This is a genomic window from Pseudomonas sp. FW305-3-2-15-E-TSA4 (genome assembly GCF_058787295.1).
Map to the genome: position 1 here is coordinate 175,057 of NZ_JBYSZP010000009.1, position 19,222 is coordinate 194,278.

Genomic DNA, 19,222 nt, shown 5'->3' on the forward strand with positions numbered 1-19,222 from the left:
ACCATGAATGCAAAAGTCTGGCTGGTGGGGGCAGGTCCCGGTGATCCCGAACTGCTGACGCTCAAAGCGGTGCGCGCATTGCGTGAAGCGCAGGTGGTGTTGATTGACGATCTGGTCAATGCCGCGGTGCTGGAGCATTGCCCCACCGCGCGAATCATTGCCGTGGGCAAACGCGGCGGCTGTCGCTCGACACCGCAGGCGTTCATCCATCGGCTGATGTTGCGTTATGCGCGCCAAGGCAACTGCGTGGTGCGGCTCAAGGGCGGTGACCCGTGCATTTTCGGTCGTGGCGGCGAAGAGGCGCAGTGGTTACGCGAACGTGGGATTGAGGTCGAGTTGGTCAACGGTATTACCGCCGGACTCGCCGGCGCGACGCAATGCGATATTCCGCTGACGTTGCGCGGGGTGGCGCGCGGGGTGACGCTGGTGACCGCGCACACCCAGGACGACAGTCAATTGAACTGGCAGGCGTTGGCGCGAGGTGGGACGACACTGGTGATTTACATGGGGGTGGCCAAGCTTGGCGAGATTCGCGATCAGCTATTGGCCGGCGGGATGGCGGCAGATACGCCGGTGGCGATGATCGAGAATGCCTCTCTGCCAGAACAGCGTGAGTGCCGTAGTGATCTGATGAGCATGAGTGACGATGCCTGTCGGTTTGAGCTCAAGAGCCCGGCCATACTCGTCATCGGCGCAGTGGCTGCCATTGCAGAGCAAAGGATCGCAGTCTCCGGCAGCTCCCCCATGGGAACTGTGTACGCCCTGTAAAGCCAAATCGCAGGCAAAGAAAAGCCCGGCCTGAGCCGGGCTTTTCTCGTAGCGGCAGCTAATTACTTAGCTTGAGCTTCAACCTGCGCTTCTACGCGACGGTTAACAGCACGGCCAGCTTCAGTTTTGTTGTCAGCAACTGGGCGGGATTCGCCGTAGCCGATCGACTGAACGCGGGACGACTCAACACCGTACTGCTGGGTCAGAACCTGCTTAACGGCGTTTGCACGACGCTCGGACAGTTTCTGGTTGTAAGCGTCAGGACCGACGGAGTCAGTGTGACCTTCAACAGTGGTGTGAGTGGCTGGGTACTGCTTCATGAAGTCAGCCAGGTTCTTGATGTCAGCGTAGCTGTTTGGCTTGACGACCGACTTGTCGAAGTCGAACTTCACGTCCAGCTCTACACGAACAACTTCAGCAACTGCTGGGCAGCCATCAGCGTCAACAGTTACGTTGGCTGGGGTGTCCGGGCACTTGTCAACGTTGTCGCAAACGCCATCGTTGTCGCTGTCGGAGCAGACTTCAGCCGGAGCTGGAACTGGAGCAGCAGCTGGCTTGCCGCCGCCACCGAAGTTCACACCCAGACCAACCGATGGAGCGTAGTCCCAACGGCCATTGTCCAGTTTGTAGTCAGCTTCTACGCCAGCACGGGCGAAGAAGTTTTCAGCGAAGTAGTACTTAACGCCAGCGCCAGCAGTCAGGAAAGTCGACTGGTCGCGACCGGTGTGGCCGTCAGCAGCTACGTTGGTCAGGTTGCCGTGCTTGACACCACCTTCAACGTAAGGACGCAGAGCGTCGCCAGCGTTGTTGAAGTGGTACTGAGCGGTCAGACCGAAGTTGTCACCGCGCAGTTTCTGGCTACCGGTACCGTCGTTCGAACGGGTGTGGTTGTTACGATCCCAGCCGAAGTTGATCGAGACGTCGTCGGTCAGGAAGTAACCGATTTTGGCGCCTGGGTTGAAGCCGTCTTCGACATGATCAATGCTGTCGTTGTACTGCTTCTTGTAGTTGATCTCGCCTTCAACTGCGCCTTGGCCTTGTGCCAGTGCGCCGAACGAAGTAGCGGCAATAAGAGAACCAATGGCCAAGCCCAAGGTGTTTTTCAGTTTCATCCGTTAAATCCCCATCTGGTGATTGTGAAGCAGTCCCGCAAACCGGGGGACAACTCGGCGGCAAGTCTATCAGAACTTGCCTACACGTAAGAGATATTTGCGCTGAACTAAGTTTCAGCAATGCCTGCAAATTTCTCACGCAATTTGTCTAGAGCACGTTTGTACCGCATTTTTGTCGCACTCAAACCCATGTGCATGATGTCTGCGATCTCCTGAAACTCCAGCTCTGCGACAAATCGTAGCACCAGAATTTCACGGTCAATCGGGTTCACATACACCAGCCAGCGATCGAGTCCGCCCTTCTCCTCGGGTTTCGGCGCCTTTTCTTCCGACGCTTCTTCCAGCGGGTCCAGACTCAAGGCGTCCATCAAGCGACGCTTTCGCCGTTCCTTCCGATACTGCGTGATGCATTCGTTATACGTGATGCTGTAGAGCCAGGTTTTGAACTTCGATTTCCCCTCGAAGTTCTTCAGGCCGTACAGCACCTTAAGCATCACTTCCTGACAGACATCGTCTGCGTCGCGATCGTTCCCAAGATATCTCGCACAAACGTTAAATAATGTTCGCTGGTAACGCCGCATCAGCTCTTCATAGGCGCGCGTCACGTGAAACAGCTCGGTATGCGAGCGCGCGACCAACTCCTCATCAGAGAGCTCACGGGGGTCATAGCGCGTGGATAGCGTTTGGGCTTTATTCAAAACAAGTCGTGCCGACAGTCAGGTCAATGTCCGCCGCACCCCTCTCAGGGCATTTTGCGGCGGCATACATTAGCAGGGTTTGCCGGGTTAGCGGCTACTCACATGCTGTTCCAGCAGGATCCGATTGGAGAGTGAGACTAGCTCACCCTCATCGGTCAGCAATGTGGTTTTAACCGTGCCGATCTCTTCGATCTGGCCTTCGACCTCGCCAACACGCACTTGTTGCCCAACCTGATACAACTCACGCACATAGATTCCCGCAAGAATCTGACCGGCAATTTCCCGGCTTCCCAAACCCATGGCCAGCGCAACAGCCAGACCAACGGTAATCAATACGATGACAATCACATGGTTCAGCAGGTCAGTCTTGACCTCGAGCTGGCTGATCGCGACCGAGATACTGATGATGATCACCAGCCCCTGGGCGATTCGGCCCAAACCCGAAGCGTAGTCCAGCCCTACGCCTTCTGCCGCTCCGCGCACCAGGCCGTTGGCCAATTGCGCGAGCAAAACACCGACCAGCAACACCAGCGCGGCGCCGAAAACCTTCGGCAAATACAACGCCAGCATGTCCAGCGTAGCTGAAACTCGCTCAAGTCCAAGGGACTCTGCTGCAGAAACCAGGAAAATCAGCAGAACGAACCAGTAAACAATCTTCCCGATCAAGGTTGAGATCGGCACTTGCAGGCCGGCCCGCGACATCAACTTGGTCAGACCGGTGCCGCCCATCAGGCGATCAAGGCCCAGTTTGGCGAGCAATTTGGACAGCAAGGTATCAAGCAGCTTGGCCACCACGAAACCCAACAGCAGCACCACCAGTGCGCCGAACAGGTTCGGGATGAAGTTGGCGACTTTGGTCCACAACGCAGTCATTGCAGTGACGAGGCTCTGAGTCCAGAGATCAAGTTCCATATTCAATCAGCCTTATCAGCAGTGCGTGCAGTAGTTTTACGAAGACGGGAAACCGGCGAGACGTGGGCCGATCCGTTATTCAGGGCGATCATCAGCGCGGGCAGCCAGCGGCCCAGCAGGCTGAACAGATCACCGGCGCCCACCTGGCGGTTGGCGGTTTTGAGTACGCGACCCAGGCATGCGTCGTCGTCACGGCTGGACGGCGAGGCGTTGAGCATGTCGCGCAAAGACTGTTCAAACGGATCGTGCATACGCACCTCTCGTGATGTCTGTGAAAGACGCGGGCAAATTTGGTCGGGTCACATGTTGCATCTTCACACCCAGCGCAAACGGCGGAATAACCACCATTGACCGAAGGCCATCGCCAGCACCGTCAGACAGGCAATCAGGAAACCATAAGGGCTGCTCGAGAACGGAATGCCGCCCACATTGATGCCCAGCAGGCCGGTGAGAAAACTCATCGGCAAAAAGATGCAGGTGATGATGCCGAAGCGGTACATCGTGCGATTCATGCGCACGTTCAAACGCCGGTCTTCGGCCTCCAGCACAAGCCCCATGCGCTCTCGGGTCAATTCCAGCTCTTCGAGATAGCGCGTCAGGCTGTTGTTCAATTCGTTCCAGTAGTCAGCGTCATCGTCGACAAACCACGGCAGTTTTATCCGGGTCAGTTGTCCGAAAATATCCCGCTGCGGTGCCAGGAAACGCTTCAGTCCAGCTGCCCTGCGCCGAATGTGCAAAATCGAGCCATGCTCGGGGGTATACCGTTCGTCGGCATCCAGTTTTTCTTCCTCTTCATCGACCAGTTCCGACAGGCAGGTGACCAGATCCTGCACCTTGTTGGTGAGGAATTGCGCCAGATACAGGATCAGTTCAGATGAGGTTTTCGGGCCTTCGCCTTCGCTTAGCAGCGCCAGCAGCTCATCGGTGGCACGCAGCGGACGCAAACGCAGCGAGATGACCCGTTGCGCCGACGCGAAAATCCGCACCGAGACCATGTCTTCCGGCTCGGCGCCGGGGTTGAGGTTGACCCCGCGCAGAAACAGCAGAAGTTCGGCATCCGGCAACGGCAACAGGCGTGGCCGGGTGTTCTCTTCCAGCAGCAGGTCGCAGGCAAATTCATTCAGGCCGCTGGATTTGCGCAGCCAGGTCTGGGTTTGCGGATGGCTGCGATCCCAATGCAGCCACAGGCTCTCATGGGCCTGCAGTTGCAGATCGTCGAGCTCAGTCCGGGCAATCGAACGCGCACCGCCTTTACCGTCCAGCACCAGGGCATGCACCAGCCCCCACTGCGCGTTTTCTTCCTCGAACATCCGCATCCCTTTGTCGAAAAACTTATTCAGGCATCTGCAGCGGACTTGGCGAAACGATCACGCCGTTGTTGTCCGCATAGATGTAGTGGCCCGGATGGAACGTCACGCCGGCGAAAGTCACCGGTACGTTGAGATCGCCGATACCGCGCTTTTCGGTTTTCATCGGATGGCTGGCCAACGCCTGAACGCCGAGATCGGTCTGGGCAATAACGTCGACGTCACGGATACAACCGTAGATGACCATCCCTTCCCAACCGTTTTTCGCGGCCTTCTCGGCGATCATGTCGCCCAGCAGCGCGCGCCGCAGCGAACCGCCACCATCGACCACCAGCACCTTGCCGTTACCCTTGAGTTCGGCTTGCTCTTTGACCAGCGAGTTATCTTCGAAACATTTGATGGTCACGATTTCGCCGCCGAAGGAATCACGGCCGCCGAAATTGCTGAACATCGGTTCCAGCACCTGCACCAGCTCCGGATAGGCGTCGCACAGGTCAGGCGTGAGGTAATGGTTCATCGAAAAACTCCTGTAAAAAGGAAGACGATCTAGGATGTCGCACTCTTTTGAAACGAGTCCCGGCGGTCGCTGTTTACCTTAGTTCATGCAATGGTCGCTGAACGAACCTGAACAAACGCTGAAACGTAATAGCTAAACAGCCACCAAATATGACCAGAACCGCACAATGCGTCATATCTTAGCCGCAAGCCGACCTGAACGAAATGCCCTTTTCAGAGCCCCGGACTCAGACCGCAGCGGCAAGATCCGGCTTATCGCCAAGCAACGGCGTCTGCTGATCGTTCAACCAGCGTGCGACCAATGGCCAGACCTCGGCCTGCGCCGCCTTGCTCACCAACATCTCGACATGCCCGAAGTTGTCGCTGAAGCCCTGCTCGCGCCCCAGATTGACGAACTGTTTGTGCTCGGAGCCGATCTGCTCGAACAGTTTGCGACAGGCCCATGCCGGATCCTGATGATCGCCCGCCGCGGTCACTGCCAGCACCGGCACCTGAACCTCGGCCAGGCCGGCCCACCAGTCCTTGTCCTTGTCGCCAAAACGCCCGAACAAGCCGTACCAGCGCATGCTTTCCAGCGCCAGCCCGATCGGCTCGTCTTCCGGGCCGCGCTTGAGGCGTGCGCCGGACAACTGCGCGAAACGCTTGAGAATGAAGCGCCCGCTCCACTCCACTGGTGGAATTTTCAGCGGCCAGTACGTGCGGCTGACCTGCGTGCCGAAAAACGCCGCCGAGGCCACGGCCGGCTCGCCGAGGTATTCGCCACCCAGCGCCGCCGCCAGCGTGATGCCGCCCAGCGAATGGCCGATCCAGTGCGGCACCTGCCCGCTCTGCTCGCGGACGAACGCGGCAATCGCCGGCAGATCGTAACGGGCGTAGTCGGCCACGCGGTTGCGCCGGTAGTCCTCGTTGCGCTGCGACAGGCCGTGACCGCGCATCTCCGGGATCCACACGTCGAAGCCCAGGCGCGTCAGGTACGCGCCCAGCCCCAGGCCTTTGGGGGAAAACCAGAAACGCCGGTTGGAAAAGCTGCCGTGCAGCAAAATCACCGGCACGCCGCGTGGTGTCGTATCGTCGGCCATGCCCAAACGGGTAACGGCGATTTCCACGGACCAGTCGGGACTGTTGCCGGGTTTGAGTCGATACACGTCTTCGCTCAGATCACCGCGACGTTCGGCGCTGATCAGGGCGACAGGAAACAGGTTGCTGCTGCTTTGCATAATGCTCTTGCACAAAAAAGGGCGGCATCTACAGGAGCCCGCCCTACTCAAATCTCAAAGCCCCCGACCTTTGTGGGAGCGGGCTTGCTCGCGAAAGCGGTGTATCAGCCAACATTTGTGGCGGATCTTATTCCGTCTTCGCGAGCAAGCCCGCTCCCACAGGGGAGGATGGCCGTTCACATATGGATCAAGCCTGCGCCTGACCTTCGGCGAGGAAGAACCAGGTTTCCAGCACGGAGTCCGGGTTCAGCGACACGCTTTCGATGCCCTGCTCCATCAGCCACTTGGCCAGATCCGGGTGGTCCGAAGGGCCCTGACCGCAGATGCCGATGTACTTGCCGGCCTTGTTGCACGCAGCAATCGCGTTCGCCAGCAGCTTCTTCACCGCCGGATTACGCTCGTCGAACAGGTGCGCGATGATCCCGGAGTCACGGTCCAGGCCCAGTGTCAGCTGAGTCAGGTCGTTGGAACCGATCGAGAAGCCGTCGAAGAATTCGAGGAACTCTTCAGCGAGAATCGCGTTGGATGGCAGTTCGCACATCATGATCACGCGCAGGCCGTTGTCGCCACGGGCCAGGCCGTTTTCGGCGAGCAGATCGACTACCTGACTGGCTTCACCGAGGGTACGAACGAACGGCACCATGATTTCGACGTTGGTCAGGCCCATCTCGTTGCGCACGCGTTTCAGCGCACGGCATTCGAGTTCGAAGCAGTCACGGAACGATTCGCTGATGTAACGCGAAGCACCACGGAAGCCGAGCATCGGGTTTTCTTCTTCCGGCTCGTACAGCTTGCCGCCGATCAGGTTCGCGTATTCGTTGGACTTGAAGTCCGACAGACGCACGATGACCTTCTTCGGCCAGAACGCAGCAGCGAGGGTGCTGATGCCTTCCACCAGTTTTTCGACGTAGAAACCGACCGGATCGTTGTAACCGGCGATGCGCTTGTCGACGCTGTCCTTGATTTCCTGCGGCAGGCCGTCGTAGTTCAACAGCGCTTTCGGGTGTACGCCGATCATGCGGTTGATGATGAATTCCAGACGGGCCAGGCCGACACCGGCGTTCGGCAGCTGCGCGAAATCGAAGGCGCGGTCCGGGTTGCCGACGTTCATCATGATCTTGAACGGCAACTCCGGCATGGCGTCGACGGAGTTCTTCTTGACGTCGAAGCCCAGCTCGCCTTCGAAGATGTAACCGGTGTCGCCTTCGGCGCAGGACACGGTCACACCCTGACCATCCTTGAGCAGTTGGGTGGCGTTGCCGCAACCCACGACCGCTGGAATCCCCAGTTCACGGGCGATGATCGCCGCGTGGCAGGTACGGCCGCCACGGTTGGTGACGATGGCGCTGGCGCGTTTCATCACCGGCTCCCAGTCCGGGTCGGTCATGTCGGAGACCAGCACGTCGCCGGCCTGGACTTTGTCCATTTCCGAGACGTCCTTGATGATCCGCACTTTGCCGGCGCCGATGCGCTGGCCGATGGCGCGACCCTCGACCAGCACGGTGCCGGTTTCTTTCAGCAGGTAACGTTCCATGACGTTGGCCTGGGTGCGGCTCTTCACGGTTTCCGGACGGGCCTGCACGATGTACAGCTTGCCGTCGTCACCGTCCTTGGCCCACTCGATGTCCATCGGGCAGCCGTAGTGCTTCTCGATGATCATCGCCTGCTTGGCCAGCTCGCTGACTTCGGCGTCAGTCAGGCAGAAACGCGCGCGTTCGGCCTTGTCGACATCGACGGTCTTCACCGAACGACCGGCCTTGGCCTCGTCGCCGTAGATCATCTTGATCGCCTTGCTGCCGAGGTTGCGGCGCAGGATTGCCGGACGACCAGCCTCCAGCGTGCCTTTGTGTACATAGAATTCGTCGGGGTTGACCGCGCCTTGGACAACGGTTTCGCCCAGGCCGTAGGCGCCGGTGATGAACACCACGTCACGGAAACCGGATTCGGTATCGAGGGTGAACATCACGCCGGCGGTACCGGTTTCCGAACGCACCATGCGCTGCACGCCGGCCGACAGGGCGACCAGTTTGTGGTCGAAGCCCTGGTGCACGCGGTAGGAAATCGCCCGGTCGTTGAACAGCGAAGCGAATACTTCTTTGGCGGCGCGGATAACGTTTTCCACACCACGGATGTTCAGGAAGGTTTCCTGCTGGCCGGCAAACGAGGCGTCCGGCAAGTCTTCGGCGGTGGCGGAAGAACGCACGGCCACGGCCACGTCAGGGTTACCGGCCGACAGCGCGGCGAACGCGGTGCGGATCTCGGTATTGAGTTTTTCAGGGAATTCGGCGTCCATGATCCATTGACGGATCTGCGCACCGGTCTTGGCCAGCGCGTTGACGTCATCGACGTCCAGGGCGTCGAGAGCCTTGTGGATCTGGTCGTTGAGGCCGCTCAGTTCGAGAAAGTCGCGATAGGCCTGCGCGGTGGTGGCAAAGCCGCCGGGGACCGACACACCGGCACCCGCCAGGTTGCTGATCATCTCGCCCAGGGATGCGTTCTTGCCCCCCACATGCTCAACATCGTGTTTGCCGAGCTTATCGAGGGAAACTACGTACTCTACCAAGGTGATCTCTCCACTAACTGTGTTGGAAAAGCTCAGAAACCGGCGGCTCGGGGGAGCGTGGGCCGGCTGTATGGCCTGGACCTGGAAAATAAGTGAGAATGCGGGCCAATGGCGGCCGGCAAATCGCGCCTATCATATCCAGAAATACTCTTTAGCTTAAGGCCCAAGGTGCAAATGAAACGATCTGCTTTCTTTATCTCCGATGGCACCGGCATTACCGCCGAAACCCTGGGTCAAAGCCTTCTGGCGCAGTTCGAAAACATTACCTTCACCAAGCTCACGCGGCCGTATATCGACAACGCGGACAAAGCGCGGGCCATGGTACAACAAATCAACAAAGCCGCTGAAACCGACGGCTTCCGTCCGATCATCTTCGACACCATCGTCAATCAGGACATCCGTGAGATTCTCGCAACGTCCAATGGTTTCATGATCGACATTTTCTCGACCTTCCTCGCCCCGCTCGAACAGGAACTGACCGAGCATTCTTCCTACACCGTCGGCAAGTCCCACTCGATCGGGCATAACTCCAATTACATGGAGCGCATCGAGGCGGTGAACTTCGCCCTCGACAACGACGACGGCGCGCGCACCCACTATTACGACAAGGCCGACCTGATACTAGTGGGCGTGTCGCGTTGTGGTAAGACGCCGACGTGTCTGTACATGGCGATGCAGTTCGGTATCCGCGCGGCCAACTACCCGCTGACCGAAGACGACATGGAGCGTCTGACCCTGCCGACCGCCCTGCGCGCCCATCAGCACAAGCTGTTCGGCCTGACCATCGACCCCGACCGCCTCACCGCGATCCGTAACGAGCGCAAGCCCAACAGCCGTTATTCGAGCTACGCCCAGTGCGAATTCGAAGTGCGCGAAGTGGAAAACCTGTTCCGCCGCGAGAACATCCCGCACATCAACTCCACACATTTTTCGGTGGAAGAGATTTCGGCGAAGATTCTGGTGGAGAAAGGCGTGGAGCGGCGTTTCAAATAGATTGGCGGCGTCTGCTTTGGCGCCTTCGCGGGCAAGCCCGCTCCCACAGGGTTTCAGAGTGTTCATGCATGTTGTGCCAGGCACAAAACCTTGTGGGAACGGGCTTGCTCGCGAAGGCGGCGGCACATTCAGCATTGATGTTGTCTGACACACCGCTAGCGTGAGCCGGCTCACGCCCGCAATTGGTCTTCAATGCTCGCGTTGTCAGATCACAAACAGGTCGATGAAACGATTCACCGGGGTCGCCTCAAGTTGCGCCTGATCCTTGCACAACGCGAAGATCTCGCCACTGCGCTGCCCGGTGAATCGTGTCAGCAGATTCGCCTTGAACTTGTCCTCCAGCAATGGAATGCCCTCGACCCGGCGCCGGCGATGGCCGATCGGGTATTCGACTTCCACGTTCTCGGTGCTGGAACCGTCCTTGAAAAACACCTGCACCGCGTTGGCAATCGAGCGTTTGTTGGCTTCCAGATACTCGCGGGTGAAACGCGGGTCTTCGACGACGACCATCTTCTCGCGCAGCACATCAATGATCGGGTGCGCGGCGTGGAAAGCGCCCTCGTACTGTTCAGCCACCAGGTTGCCGAATGCCAGCGGCACGGCGGTCATGTACTGGAGGCAGTGGTCGCGGTCGGCGGCGTTAGCCAGCGGCCCGACCTTGGAAATGATGCGAATCGCCGACTCATGGGTGGTGATGACGATGCGGTCGATTTCATGCAAGCGGTTGCGCACCAACGGATGCAAGGTCACCGCTGCTTCGCAGGCCGTTTGCGCATGGAACTCGGCGGGGAAGCTGATCTTGAACAGCACGTTTTCCATCACGTAACTGCCGTAGGGCCGCGAGAAGCTGAAGATGCGCTTGCCCTCCGGCTTGAGCGCCAGATCGTTGTTGGTGTGGCTGAACGATACGTCGTAGAAGCCCCACTGTTTGGCCGTCAACACCCCGGGAATGCCCATCTCGCCGCGTAGCGCGATGTCGGCCAGACGCACGCCGCGGCTGGTCGCATCCCCCGCCGCCCAAGACTTGCGCGACCCGGCGTTCGGCGCATGGCGATAGGTGCGCAGCGCCTGACCATCGGCGAAGGCATGGGACAACGCCGACAGCAGTTGTTCGCGATTGGCGCCCATCAGTTTGGCGGTGACGGCGGTCGAAGCGACTTTCACCAGTAGAACGTGGTCGAGGCCGACGCGGTTGAACGAGTTTTCCAGAGCGATCACGCCTTGGATCTCGTGGGCCATGATCATCGCTTCTAGCACCTCGCGCATTGTCAGCGGCGCCTCAGCGTTGGCAACGCGTTTTTGCGACAGGTGATCGGCCACCGCGAGAATTCCGCCGAGGTTGTCCGACGGATGCCCCCACTCGGCGGCGAGCCAGGTGTCGTTGTAATCGAGCCAGCGCACGATGCAGCCGATGTCCCACGCGGCTTTCACCGGGTCGAGGCGATAGGAAGTGCCCGGCACCCGCGCCCCGAACGGCACGACGGTGCCCTCGACGATGGGGCCAAGGTGCTTGGTGCATTCGGGAAAACGCAACGCCAGCAGGCCACAGCCGAGGGTATCCATCAGGCAGTTGCGGGCGGTGTCGAGGGCTTCGGCAGATTCGACGTTGAAGGTGAGGACGTAATCGGCGATGTCCTGCAGGACACGGTCGTAGTCGGGACGGTTGTTCTGGTCGACGTTGGCGCTCATTGCGGTTCTCCTGGTGGGGAATGATGAGTGGGGTGGTCTTCCTCAGGGGCTGGTTGGTTTTTTGTTTCGAGCAGATCGTGGTGTCTGCTTTGTGATGTTTCGTCAGTGGATTGTTTCCCTCACCCTAGCCCTCTCCCGGAGGGAGAGGGAACCGACCGGGTGATATTCAACACTTACGTCGACCTGAAAGCTCTTCCGTGAATCAATAATCGCCAAGATGCTTAAGGTCGCAGGACATCCAATTACAACTCGGTCTGCTCCCTCTCCCTCCGGGAGAGGGCTGGGGTGAGGGCATCGATACTGGATCAGAAAGAGTCGCCAGGGATACGGACGAAACCTTCCATGAGGACGCGGGCACTGCGGCTCATGATGGCTTTTTTCACCACCCACTCACCGTTTTCCAGACTGGCCTCGGCACCGACACGCAAGGTCCCGGACGGATGGCCGAAGCGCACTGCCGTGCGTTCAACGCCACCGGCGGCGAGGTTCACCAGGGTGCCGGTGATCGCTGCAGCGGTGCCGATGGCCACGGCGGCAGTACCCATCATCGCGTGGTGCAACTTGCCCATCGACAACGCACGCACCAGCAGATCCACATCAGCGGCAGCAATCGCCTTGCCGCTGGACGCCACGTAATCTGCAGGCTTGGCGACAAACGCGACTTTCGGCGTGTGCTGTCGCTTGGCCGCTTCATCCAGACTGGAAATCAGGCCCATGCGCAACGCACCGTAGGCGCGGATGGTTTCGAACATCTGCAAGGCTTGCGGGTCGCTGTTGATCGCGCTTTGCAGTTCGGTGCCGGTGTAGCCGATGTCTGCGGCGTTGACGAAAATCGTCGGGATCCCGGCGTTGATCATGGTCGCCTGGAACGTGCCGACACCCGGCACTTCCAGCTCGTCGATCAGGTTACCGGTGGGGAACATCGAACCGCCGCCGCCCTCTTCTTCCGCCGCCGGGTCCATGAATTCGACCTGCACTTCGGCGGCCGGAAAGGTCACGCCGTCGAGCTCGAAATCACCGGTTTCCTGCACCTCGCCGTTGCTGATCGGCACGTGGGCGATGATGGTCTTGCCGATGTTGGCCTGCCACACGCGCACCACCGCCACACCGTTGTGCGGAATGCGGCTGGCCTCCACCAGACCGTTGCTGATGGCGAACGAACCGACCGCTGCCGAGAGGTTGCCGCAGTTGCCGCTCCAGTCCACGAACGGTTTGTCGATGGAGACCTGACCGAACAGGTAATCGACGTCGTGATCAGCCTTGATGCTTTTCGACAGGATCACGGTTTTGCTGGTGCTCGAGGTGGCGCCGCCCATGCCGTCGATCTGCTTGTCGTACGGGTCGGGGCTGCCGATCACCCGCAGCAGCAAGGCATCGCGGGCGGGGCCGGGAACCTGCGCGGCTTCGGGCAGATCCTTGAGGCTGAAGAACACGCCTTTGCTGGTGCCGCCGCGCATGTAGGTGGCGGGGATTTTGATCTGCGGTGCGAAATGAGCTGCGTGAGCCATGGTGCTCCTTATCCGCAAACGCGGGTCAACCGACCCGCGCTCGCACTACGTGATTTAAACGGCAACCGCCGACTCTTCGAGGAAGTCCTGGGCGAAGCGTTGCAACACGCCGCCGGCCTCGTAGATCGACACTTCTTCAGCGGTATCCAGACGGCAGGTCACCGGCACTTCAACGCGCTCGCCATTCTTGCGGTGGATTACCAGCGTCAGGTCGGCGCGCGGGGTGCGCGCGCCGATCACGTCGTAGGTTTCGCTGCCGTCGATGGCCAGCGTGTTACGGTCGGTGCCCGGTTTGAACTCCAGCGGCAACACGCCCATGCCCACCAGGTTGGTGCGGTGGATGCGCTCGAAACCTTCGGCGACGATCGCTTCGACACCCGCCAGACGCACGCCCTTCGCCGCCCAGTCGCGGGACGAACCCTGACCGTAGTCGGCGCCGGCAATGATGATCAGTGGCTGCTTGCGCTCCATATAGGTTTCGATGGCTTCCCACATGCGCATCACTTTACCTTCCGGCTCGACCCGCGCCAGCGAACCCTGTTTGACCTTGCCGTTTTCCTGAACCATTTCGTTGAACAGTTTCGGGTTGGCGAAGGTCGCGCGCTGCGCGGTCAAGTGGTCGCCACGGTGCGTGGCGTACGAGTTGAAGTCCTCTTCCGGCAGGCCCATTTTCGCCAGGTATTCGCCGGCGGCGCTGTCGAGCATGATCGCGTTGGAGGGCGACAGGTGATCGGTGGTGATGTTGTCCGGCAGCACCGCCAGCGGACGCATGCCCTTCAGCGGCCGCGCACCGGCCAGCGCACCTTCCCAGTACGGTGGACGGCGGATGTAGGTGCTCATCTCGCGCCAGTCGTACAGCGGCGTGACTTTCGGGCCGGTGTCTTCGTGGACGGCGAACATCGGAATGTAGACCTGACGGAACTGCTCCGGCTTGACCGACGACTTCACCACCGCGTCGATTTCTTCGTCGCTAGGCCAGATGTCTTTCAGGCGGATTTCCTTGCCGTCGACCATGCCCAGCACATCCTTTTCGATGTCGAAACGAATGGTCCCGGCAATGGCGTAAGCGACCACCAGCGGCGGCGACGCGAGGAACGCCTGTTTGGCGTACGGGTGAATTCGGCCGTCGAAGTTACGGTTGCCGGAGAGCACGGCCGTCGCATACAGATCGCGGTCGATGATCTCTTGCTGGATCACCGGATCGAGGGCGCCGGACATGCCGTTGCAAGTGGTGCAGGCAAACGCGACGACGCCGAAACCGAGTTGCTCCAGCTCGGTGGTCAGCCCTGCCTCGTCGAGGTACAGCGCCACGGTTTTCGACCCCGGTGCCAGCGAGGATTTGACCCACGGCTTGCGGGTCAGGCCTAGCTTGTTGGCGTTGCGCGCCAGCAGACCGGCGGCGATCACGTTGCGCGGGTTGCTGGTGTTGGTGCAACTGGTGATGGCGGCGATGATCACCGCGCCATCAGGCATCTGCCCCGGCACGTCATCCCACTGCCCGGAGATGCCTTTGGCCGCCAGATCCGCTACCGCCACACGGGCGTGCGGATTGCTCGGGCCGGCCATGTTGCGCACCACCGACGACAGATCGAAGGTCAGGCCACGCTCGTATTGCGCGCCTTTCAGGCTGTCGGCCCACAGGCCGTTGAGTTTGGCGTACTGCTCGACCAGTTGCACTTGCTGGTCTTCGCGACCGGTGAGTTTCAGGTAGTCGATGGTCTGCTGGTCGATGTAGAACATCGCTGCGGTGGCACCGTATTCCGGGGCCATGTTGGAGATGGTCGCGCGGTCGCCGAGGGTCAGCGCCGAGGCACCTTCGCCGAAGAACTCCAGCCACGCGCCGACGACTTTCTGTTTGCGCAGGTATTCGGTCAGCGCCAGCACCATGTCGGTGGCGGTGATGCCGGGTTGCAGCTTGCCGGTCAGTTCGACGCCGACGCTCTCCGGCAGGCGCATCCACGAGGCGCGGCCGAGCATCACGCTCTCGGCTTCGAGGCCACCGACGCCGATGGCGATCACGCCCAGCGCATCGACGTGCGGGGTGTGGCTGTCGGTGCCGACGCAGGTGTCGGGGAACGCCACGCCATCGCGCACCTGAATCACCGGGGACATTTTCTCCAGGTTGATCTGGTGCATGATGCCGTTGCCCGGCGGGATCACGTCGACGTTCTTGAAGGCCTTTTTGGTCCAGTTGATGAAGTGGAAACGGTCTTCGTTGCGCCGGTCTTCGATGGCGCGGTTCTTCTCGAACGCCTGCTTGTCGAAACCGCCCGCTTCTACCGCCAGCGAGTGGTCAACGATCAGTTGCGTCGGCACCACCGGGTTGACCTGCGCCGGGTCACCACCCTGCAGGGCGATCGCGTCACGCAGGCCGGCGAGGTCGACCAGTGCGGTCTGGCCGAGAATATCGTGGCACACCACACGCGCCGGGAACCACGGGAAGTCGAGGTCGCGTTTGCGTTCGATCAGTTGTTTCAGGGAATCGGTGAGCGTGGCCGGGTCGCAGCGACGCACGAGGTTTTCCGCCAGCACGCGGGAGGTGTACGGCAGGGTGTCGTAGCTGCCGGGCTGAATCGCCTCGACCGCCGCACGGACGTCGAAATAATCCAGGGAACTGCCGGGCAGGTTTTTGCGGAATTCTGTGTTCATCGGGTCAGGACTCGGGTCACGGTAGTTTCAAAGGGTGGGCAGACGCCCGACTCAAGATTCACACCGTCCCTTGTAGGAGTGAGCCTGCTCGCGATAGCGGTAGATCAGTCGACATCAATGGTGAATGTCAGTCCGTCTTCGCGAGCAGGCTCGCTCCCACAGGGTCTAGCGGTGTTCTCTGGTTCCGGGTCAGCCCACCATTCAGCGACGTTCGATTGGCACGAACTTGCGCTGTTCGACGCCGACGTACTCGGCGCTTGGACGGATGATGCGGTTGTTGGCGCGCTGTTCGAACACGTGCGCGGCCCAGCCGGTCAGGCGCGAGCAGACGAAGATCGGCGTGAACAGCTTGGTCGGGATGCCCATGAAGTGGTACGCCGAGGCATGGTAGAAGTCGGCGTTGGGGAACAGCTTTTTCTGCTCCCACATGGTCTTGTCGATGGCTTCGGAAACCGCGAACAACACCTTGTCACCGACTTCGTCGGCAAGTTTTTTCGACCAGCCCTTGATCACCTCGTTGCGCGGATCGCTGTCCTTATAGATCGCGTGGCCGAAGCCCATGATCTTGTCCTTGCGCTCGAGCATGCCGAGGGTGCCTTTGATCGCCTCTTGCGGCGACGAGAAGCGCTCGATCATTTCCATTGCCGCCTCGTTGGCGCCACCATGCAGCGGGCCACGCAACGAACCGATCGCTGCGGTGACGCAGGAATACAGGTCGGACAGGGTCGATGCGCAAACGCGAGCGGTGAAGGTCGAGGCGTTGAATTCGTGTTCGGCGTAGAGGATCAGCGACACGTTCATCACTTTGACGTGCAGTTCGCTCGGCTTCTTGTCGTGCAACAAGTGCAGGAAGTGGCCGCCGATCGATGGCTCGTCGCTGACGCAGTTGATGCGTTTGCCGTCGTGGCTGAAGCGATACCAGTAGCACATGATCGCCGGGAACGCGGCGAGCAGGCGGTCGGTCTTGTCGCGCTGTTCGGAGAAGTCTTTCTCCGGCTCGATGTTGCCGAGGAACGAGCAACCGGTGCGCATCACGTCCATCGGGTGGGCGTCGGCGGGAATGCGTTCGAGCACTTCTTTCAGTGCCTGCGGCAGGTCGCGCAGCTTGCTCAGCTTCTGCTGGTAAGCGTCGAGTTGCGCCTGGGTCGGCAGTTCGCCGTACAGCAGCAGGTACGCGACTTCTTCGAACTGCGCGTCTGCCGCCAGTTCACGCACGTCGTAACCGCGATAAGTCAGCCCGGCACCGGCCTGGCCCACGGTGGACAGTGCGGTTTGCCCGGCAACCTGGCCACGGAGCCCGGCGCCACTGAGTACTTTTGCTTCGGCCATTGCTGTCTCCAATTTTCTTGAATTTGTAGGGGAAACTTGTGGGAGCGAGCCTGCTCGCGAAAGCGTCGTGTCAGTCACTTTGTTATTGCCTGACTCACCGCTTTCGCGAGCAGGCTCGCTCCCACAGGGGATCTTGTTCAGCCTTTCTTCTGTGCAAACAACGCATCGAGCTTCTGCTCGAAGGTGTGGTAATCGATGCGATCGTAGAGCTCCATGCGCGTCTGCATGGTGTCGATGACATTCTGCTGGGTGCCGTCGCGGCGGATCGCGGTGTAGACGTTTTCCGCGGCCTTGTTCATCGCGCGGAACGCCGACAACGGGTACAGCACCAGCGACACGTCGGCGCCGGCCAGTTGCTCGGTGGTGTACAGCGGAGTGGAGCCGAACTCGGTGATGTTGGCGAGAATCGGCGCTTTCACCCGGTTGGCGAACAGCTTGTACATCTCCAGCTCGGTGATGGCTTCCGGGAAAATCATGTCGGCGCCGGCCTCGATGCACGCCGCGGCGCGATCCAGTGCCGACTCCAGACCTTCCACCGCTAGCGCGTCAGTCCGCGCCATGATCACGAAGCTGTCGTCGGTACGGGCATCGACGGCGGCTTTGATGCGGTCGACCATTTCCTGCTGGCTGACGATTTCCTTGTTCGGACGGTGGCCGCAGCGCTTGGCGCCGACCTGGTCTTCGATGTGAATCGCCGCCGCGCCGAACTTGATCATCGACTTCACGGTGCGCGCCACGTTGAACGCCGACGAACCGAAACCGGTGTCGACGTCCACCAGCAGCGGCAGGTCGCAGACGTCGGTGATGCGCCGCACGTCGGTGAGCACGTCATCCAGGCCAGTGATACCCAGGTCCGGCACGCCGAGCGAGCCTGCGGCCACCCCGCCACCGGACAGGTAGATCGCTTTGAAACCGGCGCGCTTGGCCAGCAGCGCGTGGTTGGCGTTGATCGCGCCGACCACCTGCAATGGGTGCTCGCTGGCGACCGCATCGCGGAAACGCTGGCCTGGAGTGTTCTGCTTGGAACTCATGACTCACCTCGTTCAGTGGCTGTCTTATTGTCGGCGCCGTCCTGGTAATGACGGGCGATGTTGCGTTTCGAGGCGCCGATGTGGCGGCGCATCAACAATTCCGCGAGCTCGCCGTCACGGTCGGCGATGGCATCGAGAATCCGGTGGTGTTCGGCGAAGGCCTGACGCGGGCGATTGGGCGTGGTGGAAAACTGGATGCGGTACATGCGCACCAGTTGGTACAGCTCTCCGCAGAGCATCTGGGTCAGCGTGCGGTTGCCGCTGCCCTGGATGATCCGGTAGTGAAAGTCGAAATCGCCTTCCTGCTGGTAATAGCCGACTCCGGCCTGGAACGCCGCGTCGCGCTCGTGGGTTTCCAGCACCCGGCGCAGTTCGTCGATTTCTTCGACGCTCATGCGCTCGGCCGCCAGCCGGCAAGCCATGCCTTCAAGGGATTCGCGGATTTCGTAGAGTTCGAGCAATTCGGCGTGGCTGAGCGACACCACCCGCGCGCCGACATGCGGTACGCGCACCAGCAGGCGTTGGCCTTCGAGCCGATGAATGGCCTCGCGCAGCGGCCCGCGACTGATGCCGTAGGTGCGCGCCAGCTCCGGCTCGGAGATCTTGCTGCCGGGGGCGATCTCACCTTTGACGATGGCCGCCTGGATGCGCCGGAAGACGTTTTCCGAGAGCGTCTCGGAATCGTCGCCGCTGATGACCGGGGGATCGAGTTGATCCAGCATGATTGTCGACACCTTCAAATCCAATGCGGCAAAAACTAGCCAATTAGCCCGCATCAGTCAAAGGATAAATCCACATTGTCGACAATCGTCTAATAACCCTCTCCAACAACCCCAAGGGTTATAGACCGGCGCGGGCGCTGGCGCCATAAAACCACCGTGCTAGAATGCCGCCCGCATTTGCTGGCCATTTGTACGGCTTGTCATAAAA

Annotated in this window: 16 protein-coding genes; 2 read left to right on the forward strand and 14 right to left on the reverse strand. The window is 60.3% G+C overall.

Going from position 1 to position 19,222, the window contains the following annotated elements:
* Positions 1-3: 3 nt before the first annotated feature.
* Entirely contained in the window at positions 4-768 is a 765-nt protein-coding gene (gene cobA / locus AC3WMV_RS14535; protein ID WP_097087603.1) for a uroporphyrinogen-III C-methyltransferase, read from the forward strand.
* Positions 769-830: 62 nt separating this feature from the next.
* Here cobA and AC3WMV_RS14540 read toward each other — a convergent pair whose 3' ends face one another.
* The 8 genes from AC3WMV_RS14540 to ppsA form a co-directional block, all read right to left on the reverse strand.
* Positions 831-1,880 (reverse strand): OmpA family protein, encoded by a 1,050-nt coding sequence (locus tag AC3WMV_RS14540; RefSeq protein ID WP_027613290.1) that lies wholly within the window; start codon positions 1,878-1,880, stop codon positions 831-833.
* Between the two features lie 107 nt (positions 1,881-1,987).
* On the reverse strand, positions 1,988-2,578 hold the full coding sequence (gene sigX / locus AC3WMV_RS14545) for an RNA polymerase sigma factor SigX (protein WP_011333251.1): 591 nt from the start codon (positions 2,576-2,578) through the stop codon (positions 1,988-1,990).
* A gap of 87 nt (positions 2,579-2,665) precedes the next feature.
* Complete coding sequence (locus AC3WMV_RS14550) at positions 2,666-3,490, reverse strand: mechanosensitive ion channel family protein (RefSeq protein WP_007916401.1); 825 nt, start codon at positions 3,488-3,490, stop codon at positions 2,666-2,668.
* Between the two features lie 2 nt (positions 3,491-3,492).
* Positions 3,493-3,741: a hypothetical protein gene (locus AC3WMV_RS14555; RefSeq protein ID WP_003223293.1), complete on the reverse strand. Its 249-nt coding sequence runs from the start codon at positions 3,739-3,741 to the stop codon at positions 3,493-3,495.
* A gap of 63 nt (positions 3,742-3,804) precedes the next feature.
* Positions 3,805-4,800, reverse strand: coding sequence for a zinc transporter ZntB (locus tag AC3WMV_RS14560; protein ID WP_103369344.1), 996 nt, complete (start codon positions 4,798-4,800; stop codon positions 3,805-3,807).
* Between the two features lie 22 nt (positions 4,801-4,822).
* A complete protein-coding gene (rraA, locus tag AC3WMV_RS14565) occupies positions 4,823-5,314 on the reverse strand; it encodes a ribonuclease E activity regulator RraA (protein WP_098967958.1) in 492 nt (163 codons plus the stop codon).
* A gap of 226 nt (positions 5,315-5,540) precedes the next feature.
* Positions 5,541-6,530 (reverse strand): alpha/beta fold hydrolase, encoded by a 990-nt coding sequence (locus AC3WMV_RS14570; RefSeq protein ID WP_103369343.1) that lies wholly within the window; start codon positions 6,528-6,530, stop codon positions 5,541-5,543.
* Between the two features lie 187 nt (positions 6,531-6,717).
* Positions 6,718-9,093, reverse strand: coding sequence for a phosphoenolpyruvate synthase (gene ppsA, locus AC3WMV_RS14575; RefSeq protein ID WP_096797095.1), 2,376 nt, complete (start codon positions 9,091-9,093; stop codon positions 6,718-6,720).
* A 174-nt stretch (positions 9,094-9,267) separates the two neighbouring features.
* Between ppsA and ppsR the strand changes: the two genes are divergently transcribed.
* Positions 9,268-10,086 (forward strand): posphoenolpyruvate synthetase regulatory kinase/phosphorylase PpsR, encoded by an 819-nt coding sequence (gene ppsR / locus AC3WMV_RS14580; protein ID WP_007960912.1) that lies wholly within the window; start codon positions 9,268-9,270, stop codon positions 10,084-10,086.
* Positions 10,087-10,290: 204 nt separating this feature from the next.
* On the opposite strand, the gene prpD is transcribed toward ppsR, so the two are convergent.
* The 6 genes from prpD to AC3WMV_RS14610 form a co-directional block, all read right to left on the reverse strand.
* Positions 10,291-11,775: a 2-methylcitrate dehydratase gene (prpD, locus tag AC3WMV_RS14585; protein ID WP_103369342.1), complete on the reverse strand. Its 1,485-nt coding sequence runs from the start codon at positions 11,773-11,775 to the stop codon at positions 10,291-10,293.
* A gap of 305 nt (positions 11,776-12,080) precedes the next feature.
* On the reverse strand, positions 12,081-13,283 hold the full coding sequence (prpF, locus tag AC3WMV_RS14590) for a 2-methylaconitate cis-trans isomerase PrpF (protein ID WP_103369341.1): 1,203 nt from the start codon (positions 13,281-13,283) through the stop codon (positions 12,081-12,083).
* 54 nt (positions 13,284-13,337) lie between these two features.
* Positions 13,338-15,932, reverse strand: a complete 2,595-nt coding sequence (gene acnD / locus AC3WMV_RS14595) for a Fe/S-dependent 2-methylisocitrate dehydratase AcnD (RefSeq protein ID WP_103369340.1) — start codon at positions 15,930-15,932, stop codon at positions 13,338-13,340.
* 201 nt (positions 15,933-16,133) lie between these two features.
* On the reverse strand, positions 16,134-17,261 hold the full coding sequence (gene prpC, locus AC3WMV_RS14600) for a bifunctional 2-methylcitrate synthase/citrate synthase (RefSeq protein WP_103369339.1): 1,128 nt from the start codon (positions 17,259-17,261) through the stop codon (positions 16,134-16,136).
* 137 nt (positions 17,262-17,398) lie between these two features.
* Positions 17,399-18,292: a methylisocitrate lyase gene (gene prpB, locus AC3WMV_RS14605; RefSeq protein ID WP_007960897.1), complete on the reverse strand. Its 894-nt coding sequence runs from the start codon at positions 18,290-18,292 to the stop codon at positions 17,399-17,401.
* Positions 18,289-19,011 carry a GntR family transcriptional regulator gene (locus tag AC3WMV_RS14610; RefSeq protein ID WP_169432611.1) on the reverse strand — a complete coding sequence of 241 codons (723 nt, stop codon included), beginning with the start codon at positions 19,009-19,011 and terminating at the stop codon, positions 18,289-18,291. Before AC3WMV_RS14610 ends, prpB begins: the two co-directional genes overlap by 4 nt.
* Positions 19,012-19,222: the final 211 nt, after the last annotated feature.

Bases quoted from the DNA above. Each gene is read 5' to 3' on its own strand.
- cobA (WP_097087603.1), top strand. From the start codon at position 4: ATGAATGCAAAAGTCTGGCTGGTGGGGGCAGGTCCCGGTGATCCCGAA.
- AC3WMV_RS14540 (WP_027613290.1), bottom strand. From the start codon at position 1,880: ATGAAACTGAAAAACACCTTGGGCTTGGCCATTGGTTCTCTTATTGCC.
- AC3WMV_RS14550 (WP_007916401.1), bottom strand. From the start codon at position 3,490: ATGGAACTTGATCTCTGGACTCAGAGCCTCGTCACTGCAATGACTGCG.
- AC3WMV_RS14555 (WP_003223293.1), bottom strand. From the start codon at position 3,741: ATGCACGATCCGTTTGAACAGTCTTTGCGCGACATGCTCAACGCCTCG.
- AC3WMV_RS14560 (WP_103369344.1), bottom strand. From the start codon at position 4,800: ATGTTCGAGGAAGAAAACGCGCAGTGGGGGCTGGTGCATGCCCTGGTG.
- rraA (WP_098967958.1), bottom strand. From the start codon at position 5,314: ATGAACCATTACCTCACGCCTGACCTGTGCGACGCCTATCCGGAGCTG.
- AC3WMV_RS14570 (WP_103369343.1), bottom strand. From the start codon at position 6,530: ATGCAAAGCAGCAGCAACCTGTTTCCTGTCGCCCTGATCAGCGCCGAA.
- ppsR (WP_007960912.1), top strand. From the start codon at position 9,268: ATGAAACGATCTGCTTTCTTTATCTCCGATGGCACCGGCATTACCGCC.
- prpD (WP_103369342.1), bottom strand. From the start codon at position 11,775: ATGAGCGCCAACGTCGACCAGAACAACCGTCCCGACTACGACCGTGTC.
- prpF (WP_103369341.1), bottom strand. From the start codon at position 13,283: ATGGCTCACGCAGCTCATTTCGCACCGCAGATCAAAATCCCCGCCACC.
- acnD (WP_103369340.1), bottom strand. From the start codon at position 15,932: ATGAACACAGAATTCCGCAAAAACCTGCCCGGCAGTTCCCTGGATTAT.
- prpC (WP_103369339.1), bottom strand. From the start codon at position 17,261: ATGGCCGAAGCAAAAGTACTCAGTGGCGCCGGGCTCCGTGGCCAGGTT.
- prpB (WP_007960897.1), bottom strand. From the start codon at position 18,292: ATGAGTTCCAAGCAGAACACTCCAGGCCAGCGTTTCCGCGATGCGGTC.